The 18631-nt window shown below is 63.7% G+C and carries 17 protein-coding genes; 11 read left to right on the forward strand and 6 right to left on the reverse strand.

All coding sequences use genetic code 11. From position 1 onward, the window contains the following. The first annotated feature begins 479 nt into the window (after positions 1-479). The 11 genes from PSV33_RS14280 to PSV33_RS14330 all read left to right on the forward strand — a co-directional run bounded on the left by PSV33_RS14280 (position 480) and on the right by PSV33_RS14330 (position 11918). Complete coding sequence (locus PSV33_RS14280; protein WP_096666811.1) at positions 480-1715, forward strand: CoA transferase; 1236 nt, start codon at positions 480-482, stop codon at positions 1713-1715. Then, the gene (locus PSV33_RS14285) at positions 1712-2878 is read left to right on the forward strand and encodes an acyl-CoA dehydrogenase family protein (RefSeq protein WP_096666813.1); all 1167 of its coding nucleotides are present in this window, start codon (positions 1712-1714) and stop codon (positions 2876-2878) included. Before PSV33_RS14280 ends, PSV33_RS14285 begins: the two co-directional genes overlap by 4 nt. A 37-nt stretch (positions 2879-2915) precedes the next feature. Continuing rightward, the gene (locus PSV33_RS14290) at positions 2916-4073 is read left to right on the forward strand and encodes a CaiB/BaiF CoA-transferase family protein (RefSeq protein WP_096666815.1); all 1158 of its coding nucleotides are present in this window, start codon (positions 2916-2918) and stop codon (positions 4071-4073) included. 130 nt (positions 4074-4203) lie between these two features. Beyond that, positions 4204-4815: a TRAP transporter small permease subunit gene (locus PSV33_RS14295; RefSeq protein ID WP_176491322.1), complete on the forward strand. Its 612-nt coding sequence runs from the start codon at positions 4204-4206 to the stop codon at positions 4813-4815. Then, positions 4812-6101 carry a TRAP transporter large permease subunit gene (locus PSV33_RS14300; protein ID WP_096666819.1) on the forward strand — a complete coding sequence of 430 codons (1290 nt, stop codon included), beginning with the start codon at positions 4812-4814 and terminating at the stop codon, positions 6099-6101. Before PSV33_RS14295 ends, PSV33_RS14300 begins: the two co-directional genes overlap by 4 nt. Before the next feature lie 56 nt (positions 6102-6157). After that, positions 6158-7183: a TRAP transporter substrate-binding protein DctP gene (gene dctP, locus PSV33_RS14305; protein ID WP_096666821.1), complete on the forward strand. Its 1026-nt coding sequence runs from the start codon at positions 6158-6160 to the stop codon at positions 7181-7183. A gap of 22 nt (positions 7184-7205) precedes the next feature. Continuing rightward, positions 7206-8357 (forward strand): acyl-CoA dehydrogenase family protein, encoded by a 1152-nt coding sequence (locus PSV33_RS14310; RefSeq protein WP_096666823.1) that lies wholly within the window; start codon positions 7206-7208, stop codon positions 8355-8357. Beyond that, positions 8354-9376, forward strand: a complete 1023-nt coding sequence (locus PSV33_RS14315; RefSeq protein ID WP_096666825.1) for an acyl-CoA dehydrogenase — start codon at positions 8354-8356, stop codon at positions 9374-9376. Before PSV33_RS14310 ends, PSV33_RS14315 begins: the two co-directional genes overlap by 4 nt. Beyond that, positions 9373-10164 (forward strand): crotonase/enoyl-CoA hydratase family protein, encoded by a 792-nt coding sequence (locus tag PSV33_RS14320; RefSeq protein WP_096666827.1) that lies wholly within the window; start codon positions 9373-9375, stop codon positions 10162-10164. Before PSV33_RS14315 ends, PSV33_RS14320 begins: the two co-directional genes overlap by 4 nt. A gap of 47 nt (positions 10165-10211) precedes the next feature. Continuing rightward, positions 10212-10961, forward strand: a complete 750-nt coding sequence (locus tag PSV33_RS14325; RefSeq protein ID WP_096666829.1) for an electron transfer flavoprotein subunit beta/FixA family protein — start codon at positions 10212-10214, stop codon at positions 10959-10961. Positions 10962-10973: 12 nt separating this feature from the next. Next, entirely contained in the window at positions 10974-11918 is a 945-nt protein-coding gene (locus tag PSV33_RS14330; protein ID WP_096666831.1) for an FAD-binding protein, read from the forward strand. Positions 11919-12223: 305 nt separating this feature from the next. On the opposite strand, the gene PSV33_RS14335 is transcribed toward PSV33_RS14330, so the two are convergent. From PSV33_RS14335 to PSV33_RS14360, 6 genes are all read right to left on the reverse strand, one after another. Then, positions 12224-13492, reverse strand: a complete 1269-nt coding sequence (locus tag PSV33_RS14335) for an acetyl-CoA hydrolase/transferase C-terminal domain-containing protein (RefSeq protein WP_096666833.1) — start codon at positions 13490-13492, stop codon at positions 12224-12226. Continuing rightward, the gene (locus PSV33_RS14340; RefSeq protein ID WP_096666835.1) at positions 13489-14373 is read right to left on the reverse strand and encodes a CoA ester lyase; all 885 of its coding nucleotides are present in this window, start codon (positions 14371-14373) and stop codon (positions 13489-13491) included. The genes PSV33_RS14335 and PSV33_RS14340 overlap by 4 nt, the downstream gene beginning before the upstream one ends. 18 nt (positions 14374-14391) lie before the next feature. Beyond that, entirely contained in the window at positions 14392-15504 is a 1113-nt protein-coding gene (locus tag PSV33_RS14345) for a nitronate monooxygenase (protein WP_096666837.1), read from the reverse strand. Then, on the reverse strand, positions 15501-16805 hold the full coding sequence (locus PSV33_RS14350) for an NUDIX domain-containing protein (RefSeq protein WP_096666839.1): 1305 nt from the start codon (positions 16803-16805) through the stop codon (positions 15501-15503). The genes PSV33_RS14345 and PSV33_RS14350 overlap by 4 nt, the downstream gene beginning before the upstream one ends. A 204-nt stretch (positions 16806-17009) precedes the next feature. Continuing rightward, positions 17010-17948, reverse strand: coding sequence for an FAD-binding protein (locus PSV33_RS14355; RefSeq protein WP_096666841.1), 939 nt, complete (start codon positions 17946-17948; stop codon positions 17010-17012). Further along, positions 17948-18631 (reverse strand): electron transfer flavoprotein subunit beta/FixA family protein (locus PSV33_RS14360; RefSeq protein WP_300562900.1); only part of this gene is annotated, 684 nt, incomplete at its 5' end. The genes PSV33_RS14355 and PSV33_RS14360, both read right to left, overlap by 1 nt.

Consider the following 18631-nt stretch of genomic DNA (forward strand, 5'->3'; position numbering starts at 1 on the left):
CGCAATGCTGGGGCGATGACTGAGTCAACTCAAGATGCCACGGCCAGACGCTTACACTGCGGCTGCTCGGAACCACACCATCTGCTCGCAGTGCGCCTACATGGGCGTAGCGACAATTCCCGTCCAGAATCGACAGCATCCAAGTGCCCAGCACATCGACAAGTTCGGGTGGGTCGTCTCGACCTCAAACCCGCGCCAAGTTGACATCCGCACCTATTTGCGGACAGTCAACTGTGGAAAATAGATTTATTCACGGATTCAGTGTACATGCATGTGAACACAATCAGAAGCCCGTCGGTCGTGATTTCAGTTGATATTCCATTGGCAAATATCCTCTAAAGAGGCAGTTTAAATATTATTAGGGTTTTTACTTATGGATAAATTATTCATGCTCATGAATAATTTATCCATAGAAAGTGAAGATTGTTCATGTCGAACAACGCTTCCAACATCATTGAGCAGAAGATTGAGGTCATTACATGGGTCCATTGCACGGCATCAAGATCATCGACATGACGTCGGTGCTGATGGGGCCCTTCGCGACGCTGTCGCTGGGCGACATGGGCGCCGACATCATCAAAATCGAGGCGCCGCAAGGCGACCTGGTGCGCGAGATCGGCCCGGGTCGGCACGCCGACATGGGCCCGATCTTCCTCAATGCCAATCGCAGCAAGCGCAGCATCGCGCTCGACCTGAAGAAGCCTGCCGGGCTGAACGTGCTCCACCGCTTGCTGGCTGACGCGGACGTGCTCGTCTACAACGTGCGGCCCAATGCCATGGCACGGCTCGGACTCGACTATGAAACGGTGGCCGCCATCAACCCGCGCATCGTCTATGCAGGTCTGTTCGGCTTTGGTCAGGACGGACCCTATGCCGCGCGTCCCGCATACGACGATCTGATGCAGGGCGGTGCGGCGCTGTCACACCTGATCGCGCGCTCCGGCGACGGCACGCCGCGCTACGTGCCAACGGCGATGGCCGACCGCATCGTCGGCCTGACCGCCGTGGGCGGCATCCTCGCAAGCCTGCTGGCACGCGAGCGTACCGGGCGCGGACAGCGGCTGGACGTGCCGATGTTCGAAACGATGGTGGGCTTCGTGCTTGGCGACCACCTGGGCGGACTGACCTACGACCCGCCGCTGGATGGCGGCGGCTATGCGCGCCAGCTCTCGCCGGAGCGGCGCCCGTACCGCACGCGCGATGGTTATGTCTGCGCCGTGGTCTACAACGACAAGCAGTGGGAGCGGTTCCTGCGCGCGGTGGGCCGCGAGTCCCTGCTTGCCACCGATCCCCGTTTCGCCACCTTCGCCGCACGCGCGCGCAACATCGACGCGGTGTATGGCGAACTCGCCCGCATGTTCGAAGAACGGACCACTGCCGAATGGATGAAGCTGCTTGAGGAGAGCGACGTGCCGATGATGCCGATGCACGACCTGCACAGCGTGCTCGAAGACCCTCACCTGCAGGCCACGGGTTTCTTCTCGATCACCGATCACCCGAGCGAGGGACGAATCCGCCAGATGCGCATGCCGATGACCTGGTCCGACAGCCAGCCCGGGCCGGCGCGCCATGCGCCCCGGCTCGGCGAACACAGTGTCGAAGTGCTGCAACAGGTCGGATTCAGCGACGCAGAGATCGAGAAGCTCATCGAGGAAGGAACGGTGCTTGTGTGCAGCGAGCGCTCTCCAACCACCCCATCGAAAGGAACCATATGAACTTTACGTTAACCGAGCAGCAGGAAAGTATTCGAGAGGCGATTGCGAAGATCTGCGGCCGCTTCAACGACCAGTACTGGTTTGACCGCGACCACGACGGACGCTTCCCCGAGGAGTTCTACCAGGCGCTCGCGGGCGACGGCTGGCTCGGTATGTGCATCGGCGAGCAGTACGGCGGCGCGGGGCTCGGCGTGACGGAGGCGGCGCTGATGATGCAGACCATCGCGCAATCCGGTGGCGGTATGTCGGCGGCATCGTCCGTGCACATCAATCTCTTCGGGCTCAACCCGGTAGCGGTGTTTGGCAACGAAGAGCAGCGCCTGCGCATGCTGCCGCCGGTGGCGCGCGGCGAGGTCAAGAGCTGCTTTGGCGTGACCGAGCCGAACACCGGCCTCAACACGACACAGCTCAAAACGCGCGCCGTGCGCAAAGGCGACCGCTACGTCGTCAACGGGCAGAAGGTGTGGATATCGACGGCGCAGGTGGCACACAAAATCCTGCTTCTCGCCCGCACAACGCCGCTCGAGGAGGTGGACAAGCCGACGCACGGCCTGAGCCTCTTCTACACGAACTTCGACCGCAGCCGCATCACCGTGCACGAGATCGAGAAGATGGGCCGCAAGTGCGTGGACTCGAACGAACTGTTCTTCGAGGACTTCGAGATTCCGGTCGAGGACCGCATCGGCGAGGAAGGCCGCGGCTTCGAGTACATCCTGCACGGCATGAATCCCGAACGCGTCCTGATCGCCGCCGAGGCGGTGGGCATCGGACGGCTCGCGCTGTCGCGCGCGGTCGACTACGCAAAGCAACGGGTAGTATTCAACCGGCCGATCGGCAAGAACCAGGCGATCCAGCACCCGCTGGCGCAGAACTGGATGGAGCTCGAGGCGGCGAACCTGATGGTCATGCAGGCGGCCTGGCAGTACGACAACGACATGAACTGCGGCGCCGCGGCCAATGCCGCCAAGTACCTCGCCGGGGAGGCCGGCTTCAACGCCTGTCAGCAGGCGGTCATGGTCCACGGCGGCTTCGGCTATGCCAAGGAATACCACGTCGAGCGCTACCTGCGCGAGGTGATGATTCCGCGCATCGCGCCAATCAGCCCGCAACTGGTGCTGTGCTACATCGCCGAGAAGGTGCTCGGCCTTCCGAAGTCCTACTGACGCCCCGGCCGCCGACAACATGAGCACTTCTCCTGGCATGAACGCCGGCCCGCTGGCCGGGCTGAAAGTGGTGGAATTCGCCGGCATCGGTCCTGGGCCGATGTGCGGCATGCTGCTCGCCGACCTGGGTGCGCAGGTGCTGCGCATCGACCGCCTGGAGCCGAGCGGCCTTGGGGTCGCGCGGCCCGCACGCTTCGATCTGCTGCAGCGCGGCAAGCGGTCACTGCGCATCGACCTGAAGCGCGACGCGGGCGTCGCCCTGGCCCGCGAGCTGGTCGCCCGGGCCGACGCTCTGATCGAGGGCTTCCGTCCCGGGACCATGGAACGCATGGGTCTCGGCCCCGACGTGTGCATCGGCCTGAACCCGCGGCTGGTCTACGGTCGCGTCACCGGCTTCGGGCAGACCGGCCCGCTGGCGCGAAGCGCCGGGCACGACCTCAACTACGTGGCGCTCGCGGGTGCGCTGCATGCCATCGGTCGAGAAGGCACCGCCCCGACGCCGCCGCTGAACCTGCTGGGCGACTACGCGGGCGGCGCGATGCTGCTCGCCTTCGGGATCATGAGCGCGCTGTGGAGCGCACGCGAAAGCGGGCGCGGGCAGATCGTCGATGCGGCGATGATTGACGGTGTGGCGTCGCTAATGACCAGCCTGTACGGCCTTCTCGCCGCCGGGCTGCAAAACGGGCCGCGAGGCACGAACCTGCTCGACTCGGGTGCGCCGCACTACGACGTGTACCGCTGCGCCGACGGTGAGTACGTGTCGGTGGCGCCGCTGGAAACAAAGTTTCGGGAGGTTTTCGTCGCGCGTTTGGGGCTTTCCCCGGGTGACCTGCCCGACGTCCAGGATCCCGGCCGGTGGCCCGAAGCCAGGCGGAAGTTGGCCGAACTTTTCGCAGGCCGCACCCGTGCACAGTGGTGCGAACTGCTTGAAGGCAGCGATGCCTGTTTCGCGCCGGTGCTCGCACCGCTGGAGGCGCCGAATCACCCTCATCACCGCGCACGCCAAACCTTCATCGAGATCGACGGCATTGCACAACCCGCGCCGGCCCCGCGATTCAGCGTGACACCGCCGCGTCTCCCCGAGCCGCCGTATCCGCCAGGCGAAGGTGGCATCGAGTGGGCCGCGCAGTGGGGTATTCCCGAAGAGGTGCTGTTCCGCGGTGTCGCACCCGACGACGGCACTGCATCTAACTGAGAAAGATTTACATGACCGGACTGCAGTCATTTTCGGTGGGACATCTATTTGATCGTGTTTACCGCAGTGCGGGTGCCCAGGAGAGACCGCAGGCATTTCGAGCGAAACGAAAACACCAATGGAAAGGCCGATGACCGCCATGCTTGCCAACACCAAAACGCCGCCCGACGACCCCCGCCGGCCCGCCGGAGCCTACGCGATGCTGCGGCGCGCGGTCGACGTGCTCGACGCGGCGCTGATGGTCGTCGGCTGCCTGATGCTGTTCCTGCTGATGCTCGTCGTGGTGTTCGACGTGTCGCTGCGCTATCTCTTCAATTCGCCGCTGATCTGGTCCTACGAGGTGATCTCCAACTACCTGATGCCGGGCCTTTTCTTCCTCGCCGTATCAGACACGCTCAAGGCGCATGCCCATGTCAGCGTCGACATCGTCCACAACTACATCTCCACGAACACGCGCTATTTGTTCCAGGCAATCTGCAGCGTGATCGCCGCGCCCGTGTTTTTCTACATCACGGTCGTCTCAACGCAGCGCACCTTCGAGGAATTCCAGTCGGGAGCGGTGTCCACGAGCGGACTGGAATTGCCCAGTTGGACCATTAGCGCGTTGCTGCCGCTCGGCTTCGGCCTGCTGGCGATCCGCCTGACGCTCGATGCGGGCGGTTATGTCTGGACGCTGGCGTCAGGCCGGGAAATTGTACCGCTGCCACCGATGTCGGGCACGGAAGAAGAGGTGACACCATGATCGCATCCGGGATCGTCTTCCTCTTGTTCCTGCTGCTCGCACTGGGCATGCCAGTGGCTTTTTCTCTCGCCACCGCGGGCACCCTCGGGCTCTATCTGATCGGCGGGCTGGAGGCTCTGGCGGGCGTCGTCGCGACGACGCCGCTGGCGACTGCTGGTACCTATGAGCTGATCTCCGTGCCCATGTTCATCCTAATGGCCGAGTTCGTGATCCTGAGCGGCGTGGCCGACAACTTGTTCAAGGCCGCAGCCACCTGGGTCGGCCGCGTGCCGGGCGGCCTCGCCATGGCGACGGCGCTTGCCGGTGCGGGCTTCGGCGCGATTTCGGGCTCAAGCACCGCCTCGGCCGCGACGCTGTCGTCGACCACTATGCCGATGATGCTGAAGCAAGGCTACGATCCGAAGCTCGCCGGCGGGGTGGTGGCGATTTCGGGAACGCTCGCGATGCTGATTCCTCCAAGCATCGCGCTCGTCCTCTACGGAATCATCGCCGACGTGAATATCGGCCAGTTGCTGGTCGGCGGCGTGATCCCGGGCATTCTCGTCACGCTCACGATCATTGCCACCGTGTGGGTGCTGGTCAAGCTCGACCCCGCCGCGGCGCCGCTCGGCAACGCGTATTCGATGCGCGAGAAATTCGCTTCGCTGAAGGTCGTCGGCCCGATGCTGGCATTGTTCATGTCGGTCACCGGCGTGATCTACACCGGCATCGCGACGCCGACCGAAGCGTCCGGCCTCGGCGCCTTCGGCGCGTTCCTGATCGCGCTTCGGGAGCGCAAGGTCAACAGGGCCTCGCTGATGAAGGCGCTGACCCATGCCGCCCATGCGAGTTGCATGATCATCATGATCATCGTGTGCGCGAAGATCTTCGGGTATTTCTTCACCCTCACGCAGGCGACGCAGAGCATCGTCCAGTGGGTCGGCGCGCTCGACGTGTCGCGCTGGGTGGTAATGGCTTTCATCCTCTTCGGCTTTCTGGTCCTCGGCTGCGTGATGGACCAGGTCGCGATCCTGATCCTGACAGTCCCGATCGTCCTGCCGCTGGTCAAGGCACTCGGATTTGATCCGGTGTGGTTCGGCGTCATCGTCATCGTCGTGGCCGAGGTCGGCCTCGTCACGCCGCCCGTCGGCCTGAACGTCTTCGTCGTCTCGCGCTACGCGAAGCGGCCGCTGCGGGAAATCTTCGCCGGGGTGTGGCCCCATGTCTTCAGCCACCTGCTGTTGCTGATCGTGCTCGTCGCGTTCCCCTCCATCATTCTTTGGCTTCCTTCTCAGATGGCGCCCTGACCGACTAGGTCTAACGCCGATTTTCCGTCCCACGTCCCACAATGAAAGGCTTCCACATGACTCGAATCGTCAACAGGGCCATCCAGACGCTCGCCCTCGTGTCCGTTTGCACCGCAGGGCCCGCTCTCGCCCAGACGCCGATCAAGCTCAAGATCGCCGACTCGTTCCCGGTCGGCCACTACCTGCCAAAGTACATCATCTACCCGATGATGGAGCGGCTGAAGGAGAACCCGGCAGCCAAGGGCATCGAGTTTGAGTACTACCCGGCTGAGCAGTTGGGCAAGGCGAAGGACTTCCTGGCGCTCACGCAGTCTGGCCTGGTCGACATCGCGTACGTTGCACCGGGCTTCGTGTCCGACAAGATGCCTCTGTCCGTCGTGGCCGAGCTGCCGCTGGACTTCACCGGCTCGTGCCAGGGCACCCTCGCCTACTGGAACCTCGCGAAGCCGGGCGGGCTGATCGCGAAGAAGGAGTTTGAGCCCAACGGCGTGCGCTTGCTGTTCACGATCGTGCTGCCGCCTTACCAGATCGTCACGCGCAAGCCCTTCGCCACGCTGAAGGATGTCGAGGGCATGAAAATCCGCGCATCAGGCTCGGCCAAGGAACTGGTGCTGAAGAAAATCAAGGCCACGCCCGTGTTGATGCCGACGCCCGACGTTTACGAGTCGCTGTCGCGCGGCACGATCGACGGCGTGCTGTTCCCGTTCAACAGCCTCGCGCCGTACAACATACACAAGCTGTCGAAGACCTCCACGGTCGGCGAGAACTTCGGCACCTTCATCGCCAACTACGTGATCAGCGAGAAGCGCTGGCAGACTCTGCCCCCGGCGATCCAGGCCCAGTTGTCGGCGATGGGCGATGACATCGTGCGCAGCGCGTGCGCGCAGGTCGAAAAGGATGAAGCCGGCGACATAGAGAAGGTCAAGCAGGCCGGCGTCAATCTCATCACCTTGTCGACGGCCGACAAAGCGGTGGTAGCCAACGCGATGAGCGAAGTCGCCAAGGAGTGGGCCGAGGGCCTGGACAAGCGCGGACGCCCCGGCACCGAGGTGCTGAACGCGTTCAAGGCCGGCCTCAAGTGACGGCGGCGCGCCGGGCAGTCCCATGATCGATGCACTTTCCCTCGTATCCGTGCCGCACGCGGCCGAGGCGCTTCGCGCCGAGGTGCGCGCCTTCCTCGACGACACGCTACGCGACATGCCGCCTGAGCGGCGTGCGCAGTCGTGGCTCGGGTTCGACGCGGACTTCAGCAAGGCGCTGGGCCAGCGCGGCTGGATCGGGCTGGCGCTGCCGCACGAGTACGGCGGTGGCGGACGGGACGCATTCGCCCGCTTCGTCCTGGTCGAGGAACTGCTCTCGCGCGGCGCACCGGTGTCGGCGCACTGGATCGCGGAGCGCCAGAGCGCGCCCGTGATCCTGCGTTACGGCACCGAGGAACAGAAGCGGTTCTACGTGCCGCGCGTGTGCAGCGGCGACCTGTTCTTCTGCATCGGGATGAGCGAGCCGCAGTCGGGCTCCGACCTCGCGAGCATCAAGACGCGGGCAACGCCTACGCCGGGGGGCTGGCGCCTGAAAGGCCAGAAGGTCTGGACCACGAACGCGCACCGATCGCATTTCATGATCGCGCTGGTGCGAACGTCCGGCACGGCGGAAGACCGCCATGACGGGCTCTCGCAGTTCGTCATCGATCTCACGCTGCCCGGCATCACGGTGCGTCCGATCGAGGACCTCACCGGCGGCAAGCACTTCAGCGAAGTGTTCTTCGACGACGTCGAGCTGCCGCACGACGCGCTGGTCGGTCAGGAAGGTTCGGGCTGGAAACAGGTGACGGCCGAACTCGCCTACGAGCGAAGCGGCCCCGAGCGCATCTACTCCAGCATCGTGCTCTTCGACACCTGGCTGGATCACCTGCGTTGCGAGCGGGCCGACGATGAGGCATCCATCGTCCTCGCGGGGCGCATCGTCGGCCACCTGGCGACGCTGCGGTCGATGTCGGTGGCGGTCACGGCGAAGGTGAACGCCGGTGACAGTCCGATGGTGGAAGCGTCGCTCGTCAAGGACCTTGGCACCGAGCTTGAGCAGTTTATTCCGCTCGCGATCGGCGACGCCATCGCGAGCGCGTCCGAACGCGATGCGCCGGCCGAGTTGCTGCGGACGCTGACCTACGTGACGCAGATCGCGCCGACCTATTCGCTTCGCGGCGGCACACGAGAAATATTGCGCAGCCTGATCGCGCGCGGATTGGGACTTCGATGAACGAACTCTTGTCGCAGGCATTCGAGCGCCTGCTGGCCGATTGCTCCACGCCCAAGGCGATCCGGCAGGTGGAGCGCGGCGGGTCCACCGCCGAATTGTGGGCGCGCATCGACGAATCGGGCTACCTGGACGCGCTGGTGGCGGAGCAGACCGGCGGAGCGGGACTGTCGCTCGCCGACGCGTTTCCGCTGTTCGTGGCCGAAGGACACCATGCGCTACCGGTGCCGCTGGCGCACACGATGGTCGTACGCGCCGTGCTGGCGCATGCGGGCATCGAGGCACCGGCCGGAGCGATCGCGATGGCATCGCAAACTCGCGTCGATGCGGGGGGCGCGGTAACCGCGCTCGCGACACCGTACGGCAAGATCGCGGACTGGGTTGCCGCCGCCATGCCCGACGGCTGGCTGCTGCTGCCTACCGCGAAGGCCGATGTGCGAGACACCGGCATTCACGGCAGCCTGCGCGCTGACCTGTACTGGCCGGCGCAGGCGCGCGCGGGACTCGCGCTTCACGCGGCCGTCGCGTGGCGCGAGGCGGGTGCGGCAATCGCTGCGGCGCAGCTCGCCGGCGCCATGCAGCGGACGCTCGAAATGACGGTCGTCTATGCCAACGACAGGGTGCAGTTCGGCCGCTCGATCGGAAAGTTCCAGGCGATTCAGCACCAGATCAGCGTGATGGCCGAGCATGTCGTGGCCGCGCACATGGCCGCCGAAATAGGCTGCAGCGGGCCGGGGCCGCTGCCGCACGGCCTGCGTGCGGCGCTCGCGAAAGCGCGCGCCAGCGAGGCGGCCACGCTGGCGACATCGACAGCGCATGCCGTTCACGGCGCGATCGGCGTCACGGCGGAGATGGACCTGCAGATCTACACCCGCCGCATCCACGAATGGCGCGCCGACTTCGGCTCGGAGCGTCACTGGAATCGTGTACTGGGCCAGGCGCTCATGGCCTCGCCCGCCGCGTCGGCGCTCGAATTCATGCGCGCCGACCTCATCCCAACCACCAAGGAACCCGCGCCATGAGCACTTTTCTTTTGTACGAGCAATCGGGAGCGGTCGTCACGCTCACGATGAATGCGCCCGAGTCGCGCAATGCGCTAACCGGCAATAACGCGCCGCAGGAATTCGTCGACGCCTGTGCGCGCATTTCAGAGGACATGTCGGTGCGCGCCGTGGTGCTCACAGGCGCCGGCCCGGTGTTCTCCTCCGGCGGCAACCTGAAGCACATGAAGGCGCTGTTCGACGAGACGCCGAGCGCGATCCGCAACTGGTACCGCCAGGGCATCCAGCGTCTGTCGACGGCGCTCTATAACCTCGAGGTGCCAACCATCGCTGCCGTCAACGGTGCCGCTATCGGCGCGGGATGCGACCTCACCTGCATGTGCGACATCCGGATCGCGGCGGACACCGCATCCTTCGCCGAAAGTTTCGTGCGCGTCGGTCTTATTCCGGGCGACGGGGGCGCCTGGCTGCTGCCGCGGGTGGTCGGCATGTCAAAGGCCATGGAAATGTCGTTCACCGGCGATTCGCTGTCGGCCGCCGAAGCGCTCGCATGCGGCCTCGTGTCGAAGGTCGTGCCGGCCGACCGGTTGATGGACGAGGCCCGCGCACTCGCTGGGCGGATCGCGAAAAACCCCGGCACGGGCCTGCGCATGACGAAGCGTCTGTTGCGCGAAGGGCAGCACATGCGGCTCGAATCGCTGCTCGAAATGTCGGCCGGCTTCCAGGCCATCGCGCACAAGACGCCACACCACGTCGAGGCGGTGAACGCTTTCATCGAGAAACGCGCGCCGAACTTCCCTGATCGCTGACCACCAACAGGGCGTCAGAGTTTGTACTTTTGAATATTTTTCCCCTTATGAAAATCCTAGTCCCCGTTAAACGCGTAGTCGACTACAACGTCAAGGTCCGCGTCAAGTCGGACAACACCGGTGTAGATATTGCCAACGTCAAAATGAGCATGAACCCGTTTGACGAAATCGCCGTCGAAGAAGCCATGCGCCTCAAAGAAAAAGGCGTGGCCACCGAGGTGATCGCCGTGTCTTGCGGCGTGGCCCAATGCCAGGAAACCCTGCGCACCGCCATGGCCATCGGCGCCGACCGTGCCATTCTCGTGCAGACAGACGTGGAGCTGCAGCCGCTGGCCGTGGCCAAGTTGCTCAAGGCCCTGATCGACAAAGAACAACCTGGCCTGGTGCTTCTGGGCAAACAAGCCATTGACGATGACTGCGCCCAAACTGGCCAGATGCTCGCGGCCTTGGCCGACCTGCCCCAAGCCACATTTGCCAGCAAAGTCGAAGTGGCCGATGGCAAAGCCACTGTTACCCGCGAAGTGGACGGCGGTCTGGAAACCATCTCGGTCACATTGCCAGCCATCGTGACCGTGGACCTGCGCCTCAATGAGCCGCGCTATGTGACCCTGCCCAACATCATGAAGGCCAAGAAAAAGCCGCTTGACATCGTCACGCCGCAAGACCTCGGCATTGACGTGTCACCGCGTCTGAAGATTATCAAGGTCTGTGAGCCGCCCAAGCGCAGCGCCGGCATCATGGTCCCGGATGTGTCCACCCTGGTGGACAAACTCAGAAACGAAGCCAAAGTGATCTAAGGAATTGAAGAAATGAACGTCCTCGTTATTGCGGAACACGACCATCACGCCATCAAGCCAGCCACGCTGAACTGTGTCATGGCTGCTGCCCAAATCAGTATGTTCACTGATGGGCAGGTCCATCTGATGGTAATTGGCCACCATGCCCATCAAGCCGTGGAAGCGGCGACACACATACCCGGCATTGCTAAAGTCATTCATGCCGACGGTGAGCAGTTTGCCCACGCGCTGGCCGAGAACGTGGCCGCCCAAGTGCTGGCCGTGGCCGGCAATTACTCGCATATCCTGTTTGCCGCCACTGCTGGCGGCAAGAACGTGGCCCCGCGCGTGGCCGCCCAGCTCGACGTTGCCCAGATCTCGGACATCACCCGAATCGACAGCATCGATACCTTTGAGCGCCCAATCTATGCCGGCAATGCCCTGGCTTGCGTGCAAAGCCTCGATGCCATCAAGGTCATTACGGTGCGCACGACCGCGTTTGATGCGGCGCGAGCCAGCAGCGGCTCAGCCACCGTTGAAGTAATTTCCGCCGTGCCAGCCCATGGCAAAACCACTTTTATCGGCAGCGAAATCGCCAAAAACGATCGCCCTGAACTGACCGCCGCCAAGGTGGTGGTCTCTGGTGGCCGCGCCTTGGGTTCGAGCGAGAAGTTCACCGAAGTCATGACGCCGCTGGCCGACAAGCTCGGTGCGGCCATGGGTGCCTCACGCGCTGCCGTGGATGCAGGTTACGCCCCCAACGATTGGCAGGTCGGCCAGACCGGCAAGATCGTGGCGCCCCAACTCTACATTGCAGCGGGCATCAGCGGCGCCATTCAGCACCTGGCTGGTATGAAAGACTCCAAGGTGATTGTGGCGATCAACAAGGACCCGGAAGCGCCGATCTTCAGTGTGGCCGATTATGGGCTCGAGGCCGACTTGTTCGTGGCGGTGCCTGAAATGGTCGCTTCGCTCTAGACCGAACTTTGGCACATGTGAAGGAGCGACTCCATTGCTTTACTACGTCAATGCTTGCAGGAGCATCGCTAGCGCCGTCTTGCTCGGTTTGTTGCGTTCACCCATTCGGTGAGTCTCCCAGATCAACGTAACCGCGCGCCAGCGTTGAGGAAACCGCTTCAGGTGGAGCGTCAATCGCTGCGTTTAAGATGAAAGAAGAAAGTGGCTATTCATCGGCTCACAGCAAGCCGGTGAACCTGCCGCCAAGCTGAGTTGTCCCTTCCCCCCCGCCCTGTCTCCAACTGATCGCTGACCAGGAAGTCTCGTCAGAGTCCGTAGAACTCGTGCGCCTGGCGTTCGAGCGCTTCGCGGTGCTGAGGCGCCGCGAGGTCGATCATGGCCTTGACGCGGTGGCGCAAGGGCATCCCCCGCAGGCGCACGGCACCATGTTCGGTGGCCACCACATCGACGTCGCTGCGCGCGGTCGTCACGGGGCCACTCAACCGCGCAACGATCTTCGGCAGCGTGCCGCCCTTCGCAGCGCTCGGCAGCGCGATGATCGATGCGCCACCCGGCGAACGGCCCGCAGCACGCACGAAATCGACCTGGCCGCCGACCGCACCGATGTAGTCGCCGTTCACGCTCTCGGCGTTGACCTGGCCAGTCAAATCGACCTCAAGCGCGGAGTTGATCGACACGTAGCGCGAGAGGCGCGACAGCACCGCACCGGCATGCGTGTAGTCGATTGAGCAGACTCGAACGGCCGGATTGCGATGGACGAAGCGGTAGAGCCGGTCATCGGTGCCGAACAGCACGCCGGTTACGCTGACGCCGACGTCCATCTCCTTGAACGCATTGGTGACGGCGCCGCATTCGACCAGGTCAACGAGCGAATCACCGACCATGCCCGAGTGCACGCCAAGGTCGCGGCGGTTCGAGAGCATCGCGATGACGGCCTCGGGAATCGAACCGTAGCCGACCTGCAGCGTGGCGCGGTCTGGGATGTAGGCATCGACGTGGGCGGCGATGCGGCGCTCGAGATCACCGATCGGCGCGGACGGCAATTGAATTGGTGCGCGACGTGTCTCGACCAGCACGTCGATGTCGCTGGCGACCAGCACCCCGTCGCACAGCGATTGCGGCACGAGGTGGTTCATCTCGGCGATCACTACGCGCGCCTTGTCGACGGCGGCGCGCGTGTAGTCAGCCGCGAGCCCCAGGCTGTAGCGGCCCTGCTCGTCGGGCGGGCTGACCTGCACCAGTGCAACGTCGCACCCGATTTCACCGCCTGCAATGAACTCGTTCACTTGCGAAACGTGGCACGTCATGACGTCAAGCACGCCCGCCTTGACGAGGCGGCGGTTCGTGCCCACACCCCCGAGGCCGCGAAGCTCGATGCCGTCGCACTGCGCGGGATCGAAAGTGTCGGAGAACATCACGCCCAAAAAAACGCGCACGCCACCGAGCTCGCGTCGCTGGCGCACCAGCGCCTCGGTGAGGGTCAGCGGCTCGGCCGTGCCTTGTCCCATCACGATGGCATCGCCGGGGCGGATGAATTCGCACAGGTCGAGCTGCGCCGGGTCAATGCGGATCATGCCGAGGCTCCCGCGTCCAGGCGCTCGGCGAGCGCAACGATGCGCTGTGCGCGCTTGAGCAAAGGTCCGTCGATCATCTTGCCTTCGAAGTCGATCGTGCCGATGCCCTTGGCCGTGGCGTCGGCATAGCGCGCGATAAGCCGGCGCGCGTAGTCCACGTCGCTCGCGCTTGGACGAAACACGCGGTTCGCCACATCAAGCTGCCGCGGCAGCAGGCATATCTTGCCGTCATAGCCCATGCTGCGCCCGGTCTGCGCATCCTGCTCGAAGTGGTTGTCGTCCCGGATCTCCACCACCGCCTGGTCAATGGCAACGATGCGCGCCGCCTTGGCATGCAGCAGCACCTGCGACCTGGCGTACAGCACTTCCATCGATTCTTTCGTGCGACGGGCGCCAAGCTCGCTGGCGAGGTCTTCCGCGCCAAAGTACACCGCAGCCAGTTGCGGATGCGCGCGGCACAGCGCGGCGGCGTTCGCCACACCGTTAATCGACTCCAGCCCGCCAACGATAAAGCGCGGTTCGCGCCGCGGCCTGTCACGCTCGATGCGTCGCAGCCAGTGCAGCGCCGGGTAGAGTTGTTCGATGGTCTCGAGCTTCGGAATCACGATGCCGTCGGCGTCGGTTTGCCACGCGGCGGTGAGGTCGTCAAGGTAGTGGTCAGACTCCGGCTCGTTGACGCGGATCGTCAGCGTACCAGGAAGCTCGCTGCGGCGCAGGTCGGAAACCAGCGCATGAAGACCGGAACGCGCGGCCGCTTTTTCAGCAGGTGGCGTGCCGTCCTCAAGATCGATGACATAACAGTCTGCGCGAAAGCGCGGGAACTTTGCGACCAGGTCGGCGCGGTTCGCCGGCGCGAAGAAAAGGCTTCGAATGGTGTGCATGGGGGGCTTTCTCCAGTTTCAGTTGAGTAGTTCATCGAGCCGTTCCTTGGACTCGATCAATTCGAGCAGCATCTCGTGCACGACGTTGCGCACCGAGGTCTCGCCGGTCATGTCACCGACGATCTGCCCGACCGGGTAAGTGAGGAATTCCTTCGCCCGCACGCGTTCTACTCTGGTGCGGCCCTGGCCCCACCAGAGTAGCGCCTGCAGCGGCGCGGGCAGCGTGTCGGGTGCACCTGGCTTTTCCCACGCATCGGTGAACGTGCTGCGCAGCGTTCGGCACGGCTTGCCGGTCACCGAGCGGGTCAACACCGCGTCGTCGGATTGCGCCTCGAACATCTTCTGCTTGATCTCGGGCGTAACCTCGCTCTCGACCGTCTTCAGCCACACCGACCCGCACCAGACGCCTTCGCATCCCAGGGCCAGCGCGGCCGCCATCTGCCGGCCGCGGCCAACGCCACCGGCGCCGAGTACCGGCATCGGCGCGACGGCGTCCACCACGCGTGGCCACAGTACCATCGAGGTGGTGGTGCCTGTGTGACCGCCGGCTTCAGTGCCGACGGCGATCACGAAGTCGCAGCCGACCTCCTTGTGGCGCAGTGCATGCTTCGGCGCACCCGCCATGGCGGCCACCTTGATGCCGCGGGCATGAGCACGTTCCACCAGTTCCCTCGATGGCGAGCCAAGCGCGTTCACGATCAGCTTGATTGGGTGTTCTAGCGCGATGTCGATCATGCGCGCGCTCTCTTCCGGCGTGAACGTGAACTCGTTGACCATCGCCTTCATGATCTGCTCGGCATCGGCTGCCGGCAAAGGCGGGATACCGGCGTTGTCGAGCATGTTCTTGACAAAATCGCGTTGCGCCTGTGGAAACAACCGCTCGGGGTCGAACTTGCGATCGCCCAGCGCTTCAAAGCTGGCCGGATTGAGGATATCGATGCCATAGGGCTTGCCATCGATATGCTCATCGATCCATTTCAGTTCTTCATGCACCCGCTCCGGACTCATGCGGGCCATACCCAGCACCCCCAGTCCTCCAGCCTTCGAGACTTCGACGACGACGTCGCGGCAATGAGAAAAAGCGAAGATCGGGACCTCGATCCCAAACATCTCGCAGAGGCGGTTTTTCATCTTGTCTCCTTATGGGGGGGTGCCGTCACCAGGAAGCCTCGGCGCGGTGCCAGCCATTCGATATGTTGTTCAGCGAGCCATTCCCGTGGCACCGTTTGTGCGCCAACGAACAACATTTTTTCCTGCACAAGCAGGTAGCTTATGCTGTTGGCCGTCGGGCCGGGTAGAGCGCGCAGCGTGATGCCGGGTACGGCCTCATTGTTCTGCTGAGGACCTCGCACTTGCGCGCCGGTGCGGGCCTGCAGTTGTGCCGCACTTTCGACCTGTTCGGCATCGCCATCGGTGAGGAAAATCCAGCGGATTGGACCCGGGGCAACAGCGATAACGGCGTCGAGATGGCCTTCGTCCTGGGGCCCGGGGTCGATCACTGCCCATTCGTTGTTGCCGATGTCGATCAGGTAGCTGTGGCTGCCCGACCGACCGACGCTGAGTCGAAACACGCCATGTGACAAGCGCACCGGCACGCCGAGTCGTATCTCGCACCATGCATCGCCCCGGCCTTCGGGGTCGAGTCGGCCTACCTCAGCCCATGCCGGGTGATTTGGAAGGACTGGGTTGAGGCCGGCAAAGGTGGTTGCCAGACGTGGCAGCACGCACGTAACCTGCCGCGGTGAACGAGCCCAATTCAATAAGGCACTTGTGTTCGCAAAAGTTCCGATCTGCTCGATCATCGCCCGCGTCGGTGCCATCAGTCGACGGGTGTTCTCAGCCGACAAAGCCATCAAGGGCGTTAGCCAAACTTGTTCGACAGTCTCAAAATCATCATGCATAGACGACTGACCATCGGGCAGAATGGCCAGGAAGAATCGGGTGTCGAAGCGTTTGGCACGCCCCTTTGGCGTTAACCAATGGCCGATGTAGAACAAGCGATCCGCTGAGAGACCTAGCGCAAAGTCACGGCAGAAATCGATAAATTCATAATCACCGCTGTTTAGTCGACCGCGCAATGCCGACAGCCGCTCCCCGAATTTTCTATGGAGGTTAACGACCTGACCGCCTTCGTCTACCGCGAACAGCAAGCCCGCTTCTTCGAAGCACTCCCGTATTGCAGCTACGTAGTAATCCAGCCCGCCAGCTTCAACGCCGAGGCGAGCACTGGCTTGGACGTCGTCAAGGCCGATGCAAACTTCGTGGCTGCGATGATCTGCCGAGTCGATCAGACCTCCAGGGAAGACCCAAGCTCCGCTGTTGTGGTCGCCCTTATCGGCACGGCGCAGCAGCAATACCTCAGGTCCGCTCGACGCATCACGCACCACAACGAGGGTCGCCGCAACCCGTAGATTGACACTATCGGTCTTCATGACTCTTATTTGTTGTTCACATACATGGATTAATAGTCTCTGATGGTGATCTTTATGTCAAGTCAGGGAAAACCCTTGTGCGGTTACCTTGCATACCGGCAAGCAAATCGGTTCAGTCGCATTAACAGACAGGCCGCGAGGGTGTCGCGCTAGCCACTGATGATCGTGATTCTGGCGGGGGCGAACGCGGTCTGCGACACCCTGCTACAGAGCAGCCACCAGTTCCGGCACGGCCGTGAACAGATCGGCCACCAGACCATAGTCGGCCACCTGAAAGATCGGCGCTTCGGCGTCCTTGTTGATGGCGACGATTACCTTGCTGTCCTTCATGCCGGCCAGGTGCTGGATGGCGCCCGAGATGCCGACCGCCACGTACAACTGGGGCGCCACGATCTTGCCGGTCTGGCCGACCTGGTAGTCGTTGGGCGCGTAGCCGGCGTCGACGGCGGCGCGCGAGGCGCCGATCGCCGCGCCGAGCTTGTCGGCCAGCGGCTCCAGCACGGTATGAAACTTGTCGGCCGCGCCCAGTCCGCGTCCGCCCGACACGATGACCGATGCGGCGGCGAGTTCCGGGCGCTCCAGCTTCACCACCTCACGTCCGACCAGGGTGGTCAAGCCGAGATCGGCGCCCGCGTCCAGCGCCTCGACCGCTGCCGTGCCGCCCGCACCGACCGGGTCGAAGGCGGTGGTGCGAATGCTCAGCACCTTGATGGCATCCTTCGATTGCACGCGGGCCAGCGCGTTGCCGGCATAGAACGGGCGCAAGAAGGTGTCGGGCGACTCGATGGCGATCACGTCCGACACCTGGGAGGCGTCCAGCAAGGCCGCCACGCGCGGCAGCACGTTCTTGCCAAAGGCTGTCGCCGGCGCCAGTACATGGGTATAGCCGGCATCGGCGCGCACGCGTGACTGCACCAGCGCGGCCAGGTTCTCGGCCAGATGGGCCTCGTAGTGCGCCGCGTCGGCGTGCAGCACCTTGGCTACGCCCGCGACCGCTGCAGCAGCCTGGGCAACGGCAGCGCAATTGCGACCCGCCACCAGCACATGAATGTCGCCGCCGATGCGCGTGGCGGCAGCAATCGTGTTCAGCGTTGCCGCTTTGAGTACGGTGTTGTCGTGTTCCGCAATGATCAGGGTTGTCATCAGATCACCTTCGCTTCTTCTTTGAGTCGTTTGACGAGTTCGGCCGTGTCGGCTACCTTGATGCCGGCCTTGCGCGTCGGCGGCTCGCTGACGTGCAGGGTCACGGTGCGCGGCGCGATGTCGATGCCGAGCTCGGCCGCCTTGATTACCTCCATCGGCTTTTTCTTGGCCTTCATGATATTGGGCAGCGTGATGAAGCGCGGCTCGTTCAGGCGCAGGTCGGTCGTGATCACGGCCGGCAGCTTCATGGCCAGGGTTTCCAGGCCGCCGTCGATCTCGCGCGTGATGGTGGCGGTGTCGCCGCTGATCTGCACCCTGGAGGCGAAGCTGGCCTGGGCCCAGCCCATCAGCGCGCCAAACATCTGGCCGGTCTGGCCGGCGTCGTCATCAATGGCCTGCTTGCCGAAGATGGCGAACTGCACGCCTTCTTTGGTGGCCACGTGCTGCATCAGTTTGGCCACCGCCAGCGGTTCGAGCCCGGCGTCGGCTTCGATCAGCACGGCGCGATCGGCGCCGATGGCCATCGCACTGCGCAGCGTCTCCTGGCAAGCGCTTGGGCCGCAGGACACGACGATCACTTCCGAGGCGACACCGGCCTCCCTGAGACGGACTGCTTCTTCGCAGGCGATCTCGTCGAACGGGTTCATGGACAACTTCTGGTTCGCGAGATCGACTCCCGAACC

The sequence above is a fragment of the Polaromonas sp. genome (assembly GCF_029945895.1).
In the GTDB taxonomy this organism is placed as follows: domain Bacteria; phylum Pseudomonadota; class Gammaproteobacteria; order Burkholderiales; family Burkholderiaceae_C; genus Polaromonas.